Annotated in this window: 9 protein-coding genes, 1 pseudogene and 1 riboswitch; of the genes and pseudogenes, 7 read left to right on the top strand and 3 right to left on the bottom strand. The window is 61.6% G+C overall.

The features are described 5' to 3' along the window. Positions 1-746 precede the first annotated feature (746 nt). Positions 747-858, bottom strand: a riboswitch (SAM riboswitch). Between the two features lie 55 nt (positions 859-913). After that, positions 914-1,587: pseudogene (locus tag BN3385_RS06650) on the bottom strand (NUDIX hydrolase). Positions 1,588-1,686: 99 nt separating this feature from the next. Between BN3385_RS06650 and BN3385_RS06645 the strand changes: the two are divergent. The 7 genes from BN3385_RS06645 to BN3385_RS06615 all read left to right on the top strand — a co-directional run bounded on the left by BN3385_RS06645 (position 1,687) and on the right by BN3385_RS06615 (position 11,318). Beyond that, on the top strand, positions 1,687-3,144 hold the full coding sequence (locus BN3385_RS06645) for an ADP-ribosylglycohydrolase family protein (protein WP_059016464.1): 1,458 nt from the start codon (positions 1,687-1,689) through the stop codon (positions 3,142-3,144). Continuing rightward, a complete protein-coding gene (locus BN3385_RS06640; protein WP_059015785.1) occupies positions 3,144-3,947 on the top strand; it encodes a hypothetical protein in 804 nt (267 codons plus the stop codon). The genes BN3385_RS06645 and BN3385_RS06640 overlap by 1 nt, the downstream gene beginning before the upstream one ends. A 444-nt stretch (positions 3,948-4,391) precedes the next feature. Continuing rightward, complete coding sequence (locus BN3385_RS06635; RefSeq protein ID WP_059015784.1) at positions 4,392-6,164, top strand: hypothetical protein; 1,773 nt, start codon at positions 4,392-4,394, stop codon at positions 6,162-6,164. A gap of 425 nt (positions 6,165-6,589) precedes the next feature. Continuing rightward, complete coding sequence (locus BN3385_RS06630) at positions 6,590-7,207, top strand: hypothetical protein (RefSeq protein ID WP_156432607.1); 618 nt, start codon at positions 6,590-6,592, stop codon at positions 7,205-7,207. Between the two features lie 20 nt (positions 7,208-7,227). Beyond that, positions 7,228-7,482, top strand: coding sequence for a hypothetical protein (locus tag BN3385_RS06625; RefSeq protein WP_059015782.1), 255 nt, complete (start codon positions 7,228-7,230; stop codon positions 7,480-7,482). 213 nt (positions 7,483-7,695) lie between these two features. Beyond that, complete coding sequence (locus tag BN3385_RS06620) at positions 7,696-7,956, top strand: hypothetical protein (RefSeq protein WP_059015781.1); 261 nt, start codon at positions 7,696-7,698, stop codon at positions 7,954-7,956. Continuing rightward, on the top strand, positions 7,953-11,318 hold the full coding sequence (locus BN3385_RS06615) for a TM0106 family RecB-like putative nuclease (protein ID WP_059015780.1): 3,366 nt from the start codon (positions 7,953-7,955) through the stop codon (positions 11,316-11,318). The genes BN3385_RS06620 and BN3385_RS06615 overlap by 4 nt, the downstream gene beginning before the upstream one ends. 67 nt (positions 11,319-11,385) lie before the next feature. Here the strand turns inward: BN3385_RS06615 and BN3385_RS06610 are convergent, their stop codons facing one another. Next, positions 11,386-11,748 carry a hypothetical protein gene (locus BN3385_RS06610; RefSeq protein WP_059016463.1) on the bottom strand — a complete coding sequence of 121 codons (363 nt, stop codon included), beginning with the start codon at positions 11,746-11,748 and terminating at the stop codon, positions 11,386-11,388. A gap of 93 nt (positions 11,749-11,841) precedes the next feature. Continuing rightward, positions 11,842-13,194, bottom strand: a complete 1,353-nt coding sequence (locus BN3385_RS28025) for a hypothetical protein (RefSeq protein WP_156432606.1) — start codon at positions 13,192-13,194, stop codon at positions 11,842-11,844. Positions 13,195-13,196: the final 2 nt, after the last annotated feature.

Genomic DNA, 13,196 nt, shown 5'->3' with positions numbered 1-13,196 from the left:
ACCGTCTCCAACGGTAGCGGCAAGGACTGACGCGGAGCCAGAGAACAGGAACCTGTGTGGACACTCCCGAAACGCTTCGGGGTCGTAGCCTCCACTTGCCGGATGATCGAATCCGGCAGTCGTGCAGATGATCACGCATCAGGATGCGTCTCAAGAACCCGCGAGAAGGCGTCAGCCGACGCTGAATGACTGGGTGGCCACTGTTGTTGCCACTCGCGGAGCGGGACGTCGGCAAGTGGATCGAAGGCCGCCGACAACCGTCCGTACTCCCGTACCTTCCAAGCCTTCAAACGCCCATCACCGCGGGCGAACTCGATGAGCCTCGCGGTCTCTTCGGACACAATCTCCGGCGGGGCTCCACCTGGAACTCCGATTCCGTTCATGAGGCTGTGCCGGCCAAGAGCAAAAGGGCGTACTCCTGTGCGAGCTCGGATCCGCTCATTGCTGATGCGGCATTCGTTGCACGCTAGCCATGCCCACCGAGATGGACCGCCGGCCGTGCCCCGAAAGCAGATGATGCATAGCGCACGGTCTTCAGAAATATCTCCAGTTGGCCACCTCAAAGGATAGTCTTCGCAGGAGCATGATTGCCACAGTCGCGGGCCGAAACCTCCTACTGGGCCACGGATTCGACCGCACGGAATGTGGACGCCAAGGTGGTGAATACGCTGACGTAAGGCCGCATCGGTCGCGCTGACATGTTGTTCGTAAATCGTTCGCCGTTCTGGCGGCGCCGCCCTCGGGACACCCACCACTTGCACGCTTGGCGTGCCAGCTCTTCCCCTGGGGCACCGTGCGGTGGTCGCGCGGTTGCCGGGACGGCGGGCCAGGTACCCGAACAGCCGTCCGCTCTTGAGCTGAGTTAAGGATAGCTCAGGACACCGACAGCATCACCCCGTCGCCTGAGAAGTCCTCACCCCTTACGCGCCCGCGTCGTCCTGACTCTCTTGAAGAGCTCAGCAGGACGCCCACGGGCTCCCGCCGACACTTGCCCGGTGGCAGTCAGGTTGTCCTTCATCTCCCTCCGGAATACGTCGCGGTCCAAGCGCTCGCCCGCAACGGCCTCATGGAGCAGGCGAAGCTGAAGCATGGTGAACGTGGCACCCAGGAGACCCTCCGGATCGGGTTGGTCCCGATAGCGCGAGCGGAGATGTTCGACGGCGGCCGCGATGATCAGCCGATGGTCGTAGATCAGCCGTCCCAGGCTGCTTACCGCTACCAGGCGGGTTTCGGCCGGTAACCGTGACGCTAGGCGCTCTGGGGAAACCGCCGCCCAGTGGGCGACCGACAGAACCCATCCGCGGTCGTCGCGCTCAGGATCGTCGAAGACCTGCAGTTGATGCGGCACTACACCTTCAACGCCTGCCTTGACACGAAGCCAACGCTCGACAGCGTCGGCCAGGCGCTCCCCTCCCAGAGGAACGTTCCGGGCAACGCCCACCCCGCCGTCACATCGCGCCTGACCTCAAGCACGAGTAGCCCTTCATCCGGGTGTGGCGTCAACGGAGCGATATCGACAGCGACCGACGGCCGGGGGTAGTCGGCGAACACCCGCCCGGAGGAATCTCGGAATTTATTGTCGGTCATGCCCGTTACCATAGCGGCGAGCACCTGAATTAGAGCGATCCTATCGCTAAATAATTAGCAATGATTTCGCTCAAAATCAAGCATTGGGAGGGGGACGGCATGGCGTCGATTCATGACCGCATCGAGGGCGTACTGCTGGGCACTGCAGCTGGGGACGCACTGGCAGCCCCGTACGAGTTCGGACCGACCCGCGGACCCGAACTGGAAGTCGCGATGGTGGGCGGCGGACCGTGGGCTGCCGGCGAGTGGACCGACGACACGTCGATGGCCATCGCGATTGCCGAGGTTGCCGCGACTGGAGCCGATCTGCGAGACGAAGCATCGCAGGATGCGATCGTGGCACGCTGGCTGCAGTGGAGCGTCAATGCCAAGGACGTCGGCATCCAGACCCGATCGGTTCTGTCATCGGCGGACCGCTCGGGCATTTCGGCGGCGCGGGCCCGGGCGGCTTCGGCTGATCTGCATCGCAGTGGCCGTCGCACGGGTGGCAACGGATCGCTGATGCGGACGGCCCCGCTCGCACTCGCCTACCTCGACGACGAAGTCTCACTGGTCGAGGCTGCTCGGGCAATCAGCGAACTAACCCACTTCGATCCCGATGCCGGGGACGCCTGCGTGTTGTGGTCGACGGCGATCCGGCATGCGGTCTTGCATGCCGAGCTCGACGTCCGAGTGGGGTTGCGTCACCTCGATCCGGAGCGCCGCCGGTTGTGGGCGCAGCGCCTGGACGAGGCGGAGTCCTCTCGGCCGGCAGGGATCGCCAACAACGGATGGACTGTCGCGGCACTGCAAGCGGCATGGTCGGCGATCTCTCACACGCTTCCCCGCCCGGGCGGGTCCCGTGCCGGTCATCTGCGCGACGGCATCGACGCCGCCGTTCGTGCCGGTTCCGATACCGACACGGTGGCAGCGATCGCGGGAGGCTTGCTGGGTGCGGTCTATGGTGCATCGGCTGTGCCACTCGAGTGGCGCGTCCTGCTGCACGGTTGGCCAGGCCTACGGGCGCACGACCTCGTCGGTCTCGGGTCGGCGATCGCCCGAGGCGGCCGGCCCGATCCCTTTGACTTCAGCTACTACGACTCCCCGATCAACACGGTGGCTGTGCATCCGCACGACGACAGGGTCATCCTCGGCGGGATCGGAGTCCTTCGCCAACTGCCCGATCAGGTCAACGCCGTTGTGTCGTTGTGCCGACTGGCCGACGAGGACATCCGTCACGACATCCCCCATGTCGAGGTCCGGTTGATCGACCGCTCCGAGCCTGATGAGAATCCGCATCTGGATTTCGTGCTGAACGAGGCGGTCCAGGCCGTCGAGCGGCTGCGCGCCGATGGGCGAACAGTGCTGGTGCATTGTGTGGGTGCCTACAGCCGAACGCCAACGGTCGGTGCGCTCTACGGCGCGCGCCTGCGCGACATCAGTACTGAGCATGCATTGCGCGATGTGCAGGAAGTGCTGCCCCGCGCGTACCCAAACCCGGCGTTCCGCGCTGCGCTCACGCGGCTCGATCCGAAGGCAGATCGACACGACTCAACGCCTGAACGAGAGGTGACCTGATGACGAGCTCGACGAAATCCACGGTGGTGATCGTTCTCGGCGACACGGACACAGGCACCCGCAGCGAGATGCTGGATGAACGGGCAGCAGAGTGCGGTGTCCTCATCGCCGAGACCTACACCTTCCCAGCTGGCGAGGCCATCGCCAGAGATGATCTGTCTGATCTCGACGCGGTGGTGACCGCTCTGTCGCGGGCGATCTGCACCCATCTGAATGTTTGGGTCCCATTTCCCATCGACTTCGTCCGCGAAGAGCATCTGCGTCGGCTCAGTCTGGTGCTGCAACGGCACGGTCTCGACCTCCTTGTAGGGAAGAACCTGTGGAACTGCCCACCGGATGGTGGGATCAATGCGATCGACGTGGCACTGCGCCGAGAAGTTCACGCCGTGGACGAGCTCGACAACGCGGCGATGGCGGCGGCCGGTGCGGTGACGTTGTGCGACGAGATTCAGGCAGCACTGGGCGAGCAATTCAATCGAACGTCGCGCAACGAGCACGGGCGGGATTGCCAGTTGTCGGAAGCACTGCGGCAGTTGGAGGTTCAGTACGGACCGCATCCGGGAATGCCCGCGACCCGAATGACGTGGAGTGAGCGCAAGCCTGGGTTGACGCGGTTCGCGCGTTGGCTCGTTCACCAGTGCGGCATGACGCGGGTCGAGGCTGCGACCTTCCTCAATTCTTGGGGGCACCGGACGAAGACTGGGCGACCGTGGTCGCGGTCGACGGTGGCCACCTTGGTCAGGCCTGAGAAGAAGGACCGGCCAGTCGTCGAATCTTCCGGGGGTACGAGTAGCGCCGCGTGAGGCAGCACTGCGGTCTTGGAGGCGGCGTTAGTCGGGGTGACCATGCGGTGGACGCAAGGTGGCGGCGCACCTATATGAGGGCATATCTGCGTTGTCCTCATCGAAGTCCGAGTACGTGATGAAAAGTCCACATTCAATCAAGGATTCACGAGGTGTCGGCGTAGCCGTGTTTCAGAATCACCTGTTCAAGTGTCGACTCGTCACGATGACGTGTCCGTCGACGGCCACGTTGGCCGGTGCCCGGCAAGCCGGCGCGAAGCGAGCTCGTTCCGGCTGGTGTCGCAGCCCGGAATGCTAGGACATCAGCGGCCTACTGCTAGCGGGGTTGAGGAATTTCGGAGTTTAGCGGGGCAAGATGTCGCACCCTTGGTCTAGCGTCCTCCATCGGAGGCATCGCCAGGCTCAGGGGATGTTCGGGAACGAGAAATGGGGACGGGTTAGGTCATGAGCATCGGTGTAGCTGCTGACATATTGCTGGCGAATTATCTGCAGCGTTTCTTGTGGGCCGACGAGGACTGGCTTGAGATCGATGGTGCGAGCGCGACCTACTGGCAGGCTCGACTAGCCCAGACCACAACCGTCGATGTCTTGCCAGATGGCCGAACCAAGTGGCGGATCAGGACCCGGATCGTTGAGCAGGTCCCCGACGGCAAGGGTGCCCAGCAGGTCTGCGTGGCGCTCAACCGGTACGCCGCGGGGTGGAGCTTCGCATACGACCCTGCGGAACAGACCATTGACGCGATCGCCGCGATTTGCGCACTGCCTCAATGGGACACCTTTTTCCTTCGCCTGTCAGAGAAGGCGAAGCTGAGCGCCTGGATGTCCGACGCACTAGCTGAGCGACTCGCCGCGGCGGTAGGTGGTGTTGCCGCCTATAGCCACCCAGAGGCTCAGAGCGGGTGTCGGGAATCCTTCGATGCAACGTACTACTACCTGCAGGCTCTGCGCGGCCGTCCCGAGTGGGTTCTGGATCTGACCCGCTACAAATTCCCGTCCGTGGACGACACCGCGGCGACCATCGCAGAGATGGTCGGTGCGCCGGACGCGGTCTGGGCCGATAACAACCAGCTGCGCATCATGCTCGATGCCAATACAACGCTGAGTGCGGGATTCGACAGACACCCGATTGTCGGCGACGGTTGGAAGAGTTCCTTGGTCCTGCCTCCCCGAAAAAGTTCTAACGCGCTTACTGCGCGCCTGGCGGACATCACGCGGGCTCTGTTCAACGACCCAGAAACAAATCTCTTGGGCGCATGGACTCTCGAGGCCGACGGGCTGACTTTCGCGCAGTGGAACACGATGTCAGAGGTTCGCAACCAAGAGCAGCTCGGTTCCTACACGGGCCACTCAGCCGCCGAGCTTTGGGGGTATGCCTCTACCCTCAGTGACGTCCTTGGTGGGCTGTCCCAGTCGGGACTTCCGCCCGAGAGCGACTCCGACAGCAGCAGCGAGAGCATTGACCGTTCGAACCACATCGTAGCCGCGATCGCTGAACAAGCTCGACCCGCGATAGCCGAGCATCGCACGGACGGTGAGGAGCCTGCCGATCGGAGGCTGCTGTGGCTCGAACACCGCCAGACCCTGGCGGTGGCGGTGTGGTTTAACCCGATGGGACCGACCGTAAGTAGTACTGAAATTTGTGCACTGCCCGACGGCACCGAATACCTCGTACATTTCCGCCGGCACCCCTTCGCGCCCTACCACTGCGTGCTCGGCCTGCTCGCGGAAGCCGGCGCCGACTCTCAATTATTCAGCGATGCAACCGATCTGCTGGTCAGAGGGTCACTACCGAACGTTCTTGCACTGTGGAACAACCCAGAGGCCACCGCCTCGGACGTCCCAGACGTGCTGCGCGATCGAATCCTTGAGGTAGCCGCCAAGGGCGGCAGAGCCTTGGCCGCCGACGTTGCCTGGATTAAGAAAACCATGGGCAATCCCTGGGAGTTCGCGGCCGTTGATCAAACCGAGGCCGAGCAGGTAAAGATGGCCGCGGCCGCGCACCCCGCCTCTGACGGTGGCTTTGCGGCGTGGTGGGAGACGGTGTCCAGCTTCGACAACGTTGTCTCCAACTTCAGGTTCCTACCGGACGCGTGGGACGGCGCCCTGAATACCCAGAGAACCCTTGGCCGCCTTGGACACTTCGACGTCGATCCGCTACTCGTGACCTACTCCAACATCGGCCTGCCTGACCCTAAGAACGGCCAGCCCGACAACTAACGATCCCGCCGTGGTCACATCGAAAAGGTCAAGGGAGACAGCCTGAATGGCGCTATCAAGCGATACCGCATGGGGCATCGCGGGCTCGATGCGCCACAGTTCGACTGTCACCTTTGGAATCCAGTTCACGAGGGCTGATCAGTGACCTCATCGAGGCTGCTGAGATCAACTGCAGCAATGGTTCTGGACGAATGCGCAACGACTCGGTCGATCGGGAGTGCCCGCTCGGCACATAACCCCACCACACCTACAGAGATTGACATCACCGCAGACGGAGGAAAAACCCACCCATGAAGCCGGCAGAAGCAATCGCTGCGGTAGCCGCTATCCGTGGCCTGCCCCCGCAAAGCTACAGGGCTTCTCCCGCACCACACGGGTCGGTGCACGATGGACTGTGGTACGTCTCCGAGCGGGACGGGGACCAGATGCCGATCGACGACTGCGTCTGGATCGTATCTCCCGACGGACTCGTTGCCCGCGGCATCCCGGTGGGCAACCCGATTCACCCGCCCACTCTTCCGGATGATCTATTCGCCCGCACCCCGAATCTAGAGAGCCCGAGAGCCTTCTGGAACCGGAAAGCGGTCACTTACGAGGAGGCCCAGTCGGCGATCGCCGCATTCCCCCTGACCTTGTATCGGGGCCGAGGGGACTGGATGACATACGAGGAACTCTTCGCCTCGGTCTCGGCGGAGGCAGCGGCCATTTCTCCGGAGGAAGCCGGTTGGCGAAACGGCGAATTCGACGCCAACGACTACATTATCGAAGCCTGCCAAGTGGGTCTCTACGAGTCCGTAGATGTCGCTCCCACGATCGTCACCCAGTACACCGACGGGATGAATCGTTGGACGAAAGACCGGCTGCGCCAGAAAGTCTTCCCCGAGTTCGCCCTCGCCGATGGCGGCTTCGATGACTGGCTGTCATCGGCGCTTCGGGCAGGAGAATTAAGAACCGTCGACTTCCTCCAATACATCGCCGAGGGATACGAGGACGGAGACCCAAACGGCATTGTGATGGAATGCCGAATTATCGACGCAAACTGACCGATAGAAGGGAATCGCGAATGACTGACGTCGACCCTTGGGAGATGGACGACGATGACCCTGACGCACCATGGAACCGCAACCCGGCGGAGAGGATGCCGGAGACCATCACGCCAGGACAAATCCACATCGAATTTTGGAGTATCGGTTTCCAGGACGAGCACGTAGTCCACGATTTCACCTTCACCTGGGACGGTGAGCTGGAGGCGGAATGGCTGTGGGACATTAGCTCCTCCAACCCGGGAATGTCGGTAATGTCCAGTGCCCCGTTCTAGGAACGGCGACGTGGACAGACGGCTCAAATGACGTGGATATCACCTACTCCGCTCCGGATTTCGGCCAGGAGGGCCATGAGACTTTGGCAAACGCCGCTCCGAATAGCAGAGCGCTCGACAAGCCGCAGACGTGGGTCGATCTCGCAGTGCAAATCGCCGGATTCTGCGACGAGCTCATCCAGTAGTTCGCGGCAACGACGCGAAACGGCTGCAATGGACGTAGCGTTCGAGCAGGCGGGGGCGATCCCGGCCGACGAGCTCGACGCGGACGGGGATAGCCGACGGGTCGCGGCGTGGGATCACGACAGGGTGGTCGTGCTGGCCTTCGGCCTCCGCGCCGGCGGCTCCGAGGACGACCCCGAGCTGGACGGTTGGGGCGCTCCCGACGACGCCCAAGCAATGCGTTATCAGTTCGAGCGCGTTCCGCCAGCGCATCACATGCACCAATTTCACCGGCCTGAAAGACTGATATGACAGAACGGCTGCTCACCCCGTCCAAAGTGACAGCATGGCTGGACTGCCCGCATTACCTGACCCTACGCAGCCAGGTAGACGACGGGATCCGGAGCGAGCCAGATTTTGCTTTCGGGTCATTTGCTCAACTTCTGTTGAACAAAGGCCTTGCGCATGAGCAGGCCTGTTTGGACGAGTATCAGCGCGCCGGCAAATCGATCTTGCGTGTCCCGGAAAAGGAGCGCGGTCAGTGTTTTTCATCGTGGGTAGCGAGTGTCGGCGACCCCCTTCACGATGCCTGGGATGTCATCTACCAAATGCCTCTATCCCACAACGGGATTCGTGGAGTCGCGGACTTCGTGGTCCGGGTCGAGGACCCCCAGACAGGAGTCGTGTCGTACGAGCCAGTCGACGCGAAACTCACCCGAGCCGAAGCCAAGCCTGGGCATGTGTTGCAGCTGTGCTTCTACGCCGAGGCTATCGCCGCCCTTAGAGGTGCGCAGCCCACGAACATGCATATCTGGTTGGGCTCGGGCAAGCTGGAGTCTCTGCGAGTTAACGCTTTTCAGCCATTCTGGCGCCGTCTGCGCAGTCGCCTCACCGACGCGCTCGAACGAGGACCGGCTGCTGAAACTGCTCCTGAACCGTGCACTCACTGCGACTTTTGCGAGTTCCGAGACGTCTGCGAAGAGCAATGGCGGAATGAAGACTCCCTCATCTACATCGCAGGCATCCGACAGAAGGACATCTCGGCCCTCCGCGGTGTGGGAATCGTCACCTTGACGGGCCTAGCCGAGACCCACGGTCCCGTTGAGGGTCTACAGCCGGAGCGGGTAGTCCGTCTACGGGGCCAAGCAGCACTCCAGGTGGCAGCCCGAGATCTACCCGATGCCCCGCCGCCCTACGCGATGATCGAACCTGGCGATGACGACGACTGGGGACACGGCCTCGAAACGCTCCCGCAACCCGACGCCGGAGATGTATTCCTCGACTTTGAAGGCCACCCCTTCTGGCGCGCTGACGCGGGGTTGTTCTTCCTGTTCGGTCTGCTGGAAAAGGACTCCGAGGGCAACTGGGAGTACCGGCAGTGGTGGGCTCACGACCTCGGGCAGGAAGCTGAGGCGGTCCGCAACTTGATCGACTACCTGAGCAAGCGTAGAGACAGCTTTCCCGGTATGCACATCTACCACTACAACCACACTGAGCGCTCTTCGCTGCAGAAGATGGCGGAGAGTCACGGAGTCGGTGAACTCACACTTGCGGAACTGATCGACACGGGAGCCTTCGTCGATCTGTTATCAGTTGCCCGCAACAGTATTCAGGCCGGAACCGAATCGTATGGACTGAAGCACTTGGAACGTTTGACAGACTTCGAGCGGCAACACGACATCGACAAGGGCGCCGGTGCTGTTGTGCGATACGGGCACTATATGAGCAGCCCCAACCAGGCCGACCTCGATGCCATCGCCCTCTACAACCAAGACGACGTTCGCGCGACTATGGCCCTGCGCGACTGGCTGATCGAGCACCGCCCGCCCGACATGGCTTGGCGGTCAGCCTATGTTGAACCAGACCCGGAGCTGCCCGAGCTCGACGCGACGATCGCTCGGCTACATGAATGGGAGGTTGGTACCCTTGAACACGATCTTGGAGATCTCCTTTGCTACTGGCGTGCGGAGTGGTTCGCCTATCTAGCACCGAAAAAGGCGAAGCTCGAAGCCGACCCAAGCGACCTTATCGATGATCCCGAGGCAATTGCCGATCTCCGCCCCGTCGGACTAATCGAACGCCCCGGCAAAAAGGACAATCTGCTTACGCCGGCAATGCAGTTCAGCTTTCCGGCACAAGACCTGGACCGCTTCTCACAGAAGGGGGGCTCGGTCATGGTGGCAGACCCCTTGGGCGACAGGTACTACGCCACCATCGTTTCTCTGGATCGGGACAGTGGCCTAGTCGAACTCCTGTGGACCGAGAAGCTGCAGCAAGGAGGTTTCCTTCCTCGCGCAGCGGTACTGCATGATTGGGTTTCTTCGAAATCCAAATCCGATGCCTTGCAGCGGTTTGCCGATGATGTTCTTGAAGGCCGTAACCCCAACCCGGTGACCCTTTCGCTCTTGCGCAGGGATCTTCCACGATTCACTGGCGGTGGTCCTCGAGAAGGCGTGTTTATCGACGACCTGGCTGACATGACAGCCTGGGTTACGCAACTCGACAACAGCTATGTCGCGATTCAAGGACCGCCCGGGACGGGCAAGACCTACCGGGCAGCGCGGCTGATTCGGGCGTTGGTGCTGGACGGCTGCCGAGTTGGCGTGACCGCGGTGAGTCATCATGCGATCGCGAACGTGATCGAGCGTGTCGTCGCCCTCTTTAAAGACCAGGGCGATCTCGACTTGCTGCGCGCGGTCTGCAACGCGGGCACAAGTTCGACGCGGAGACTCCCCGAGGTCAGATACGGGAACAACGATGTGTGCGCGCGGCATGAGTTCAATCTGGTGGCGGGCACCGCGTGGCTCTTCTCCTCGCCTCAAATGCACTCGGCACCAGTAGATGTACTGCTCATCGATGAAGCCGGCCAACTTGCACTCGCCGACGCGCTCGCCGCGTCAGGAGCTGCCCGCAGCCTCTTGATGCTCGGCGATCCGCTTCAGCTGCCGCAGGTTGCTCACGCCAATCACCCCGGGATCGCGGGACGCAGCGTGCTTGAACACATCGTGGAGCAGGATGTCATTCTGCCGCCTGACCGCGGCGTGTTCATTGCGGAGACCCGGCGCATGCACCCCGATGTCTGCCAGTTCATTTCCGATCAGATCTACGAAGGTCGCCTCGAGAGCCATCCTGATTGTGCGCAGCAGTCCACCATCGTCGGGACCGGCCTCAGGTGGCTGCGCGCCGAACACCGCGACAACAAGACGTCGTCGACACAAGAGGCGGACTTGATTGCCGAAGAATTGTCGCGCTTGATTGAAACCGACTGGACAGATCACGATGGCGAGCAGAAGCCATTGCGGGCAAACGATTTCATGGTTGTTGCGCCGTACAACAATCAGGTCAACACCATCCGGGCGCGGCTCGAACGCGATCCGCGGCTTGCCGAAGTACCTGTCGGAACGGTTGATAAGTTCCAGGGCCGTGAGGCTGCGGTCGTGTTCTTCAGCATGGCGACCTCGACCGGCGAGGACATGACGCGCGGAGTCGATTTCTTGTTCTCCCGCAATCGGCTCAACGTCGCCATCAGCCGAGCCCGTTGCCTCGCCTACCTCGTGTGCACCGACGAACTGCTGAATACTCGCGCGCGCACGGTTGCGGACATGCGTCTCATCTCGACTCTGAACGCGTTTGTGGAGACGGCAGAACAACAGTTGTCGAAACAACCAACCTGATACGAATCTAGTTCTGCTGCAGTCGGCTTCCACCGCGGTGGCCTCGTAAGGCCCGTAGTGAAGTCGACTATTGCTCCAGTCGCAGGACGATCGGCTTCTCCGACTCGACGTCAACGCCAGGAAAGTGCGCGAGCAGTGCGCACACAAACGCTGAACGCTTGACGTTCAAGTCGTTCAGCAGTTGCTCCTGGCTCAGTCGCCCGCGCATCCGAAGATGCCCCCACGCAATATTGATCATCCACGCCGGAACAAGCTGGGCACCGCGACCGGCGTCGCGCGAGCGCAGCGTTTCCACAAGCACTCCGTACTCATTGATGCCGGCAATCCAGTTGGGACGCGAGATGCCCAGGGTTGAGATAACGTCACCCACATCTACGGCTTCACATAGCTTCTCGAAAACATCTTCGTTGAATCTTTCGGCCTGCGCCAACCAGTCACCTCGCTCATGGAATCCATCCGTCAGCACAAGACACTCTACAAAAGGCCGCCCGGCGCGAGGCTCTTGCAGTGATATCAGTAAGGATCACAATGCACGAAGCTTCTCGATAAGGCGCCGCTGCTCTTTGTCGTCTCGCTTTAGATGGACGCTGACAAGAACCCGATGCCCATCGGGCTTGTAATAGATCCGGCCCATGCTTCCGCCGTCGGGAGCGCCAGTGGCGAGTTTGGAAACTTCCCGCCAGCCTCGCAGGCCTTCGAGATCCCTCCCGATGTTGCTACCCATATCGATCTGAATAAGGGTTCGAAGGACGGAGGCCGGGGCCTCGAGATCCGCAATAACCTCGACGCTGTCGAGGACGAAGGATAGCCTCGAAAAGGCACTGTCCAGGAACCCGACGACACCACGCCGCGGTGCTCGCCGCGTTTGAGAGGCGCGCCGGCGCTCACGCTCAAGCTCAACGATCTCGTCGAGATGTTCCTGCATCGCAGAAACATTGGCTTCCAGCGTAATGATGCGCGACCCAGCTTCTTCCGCCTGCGTCCGTGCAGCAGTAAGCTGCTCACGCAGCAACGCATTCTCGGCGAGAGCGGTCTCGAGAAACTCTTCGGTTTCCAGCTGCTGGGCCAGTAGGACGTTGTTTGTGGCCGATTGATCGGTGGACTGGGTCAGCTCTGCGATCTGGCTATGCAACGACCGCTGGTACTCGAGTGCACGATCGAGGTCCCTCGATAGCTTCGACTCACGGGAATCTGCTGCCGCCAAACGTTCACGCAGCATGGCCGACTCACCCTCGGCCGCAGCTACCCGCTCGCGTAGATCAGCAATCTGGGAGAGAAGCTGCTCGACTTGGGGCTCCAGATCCTCCAGACGGGTAGGCGCCGGAGGCAAGGACGCCACGGCATCTACCCGTCGATCGGGCCCCGTCTCATGTGCTGGCGAAAAGACATCAGAAACCAGCGAAATCGCCTCAGCACGGCCGCCTTTGAATCGAAGTCGGGCAAACCAGTCGTAGAACTTGCCATCGCTAGAGGGTCGGTGACTCACGTCCCAGCGCTGAACCGAAACGCCTGCGGACTCCATCGCATCGACGAGCTGGGTTGCAACACGTTCGGAAGCGTTAAACACGACGTAGTGCCCGAAGTTACTGGTCTCGATGGCCCAATCCCCGTCGAAACCACCAAACCGAGTTGCTGCCCGGGCTGCCCTTGGTGCATAGGGGATCTCAGCTCCGGAAAACAGAAATCGCTTGCAGTCAGCAATCTCCCAGGAAGGTCCTGCGATATCGACGGCACAGTCAGCGAACAGCGGGTAGACCGCTCCGGCATAGGCGATACCAGCGTATCCGTCGGGCGTTAGCCGGACGGGACGACGGATCGCGTCCTCTACAGTCGCGTCACCGTTGACGACTCGAACGATCACCTGCTGGGATGCCACGG

The organism is Mycobacterium sp. M26 (genome assembly GCF_001494595.1).
In the GTDB taxonomy this organism is placed as follows: domain Bacteria; phylum Actinomycetota; class Actinomycetes; order Mycobacteriales; family Mycobacteriaceae; genus Mycobacterium.
This window is presented reverse-complemented; position numbering and strand designations above follow the sequence as displayed.

Coding starts and splice junctions, on each gene's coding strand:
- BN3385_RS06645 (WP_059016464.1), top strand. CDS start 1,687: ATGGCGTCGATTCATGACCGCATCGAGGGCGTACTGCTGGGCACTGCA.
- BN3385_RS06640 (WP_059015785.1), top strand. CDS start 3,144: ATGACGAGCTCGACGAAATCCACGGTGGTGATCGTTCTCGGCGACACG.
- BN3385_RS06635 (WP_059015784.1), top strand. CDS start 4,392: ATGAGCATCGGTGTAGCTGCTGACATATTGCTGGCGAATTATCTGCAG.
- BN3385_RS06630 (WP_156432607.1), top strand. CDS start 6,590: ATGCCGATCGACGACTGCGTCTGGATCGTATCTCCCGACGGACTCGTT.
- BN3385_RS06625 (WP_059015782.1), top strand. CDS start 7,228: ATGACTGACGTCGACCCTTGGGAGATGGACGACGATGACCCTGACGCA.
- BN3385_RS06620 (WP_059015781.1), top strand. CDS start 7,696: ATGGACGTAGCGTTCGAGCAGGCGGGGGCGATCCCGGCCGACGAGCTC.
- BN3385_RS06615 (WP_059015780.1), top strand. CDS start 7,953: ATGACAGAACGGCTGCTCACCCCGTCCAAAGTGACAGCATGGCTGGAC.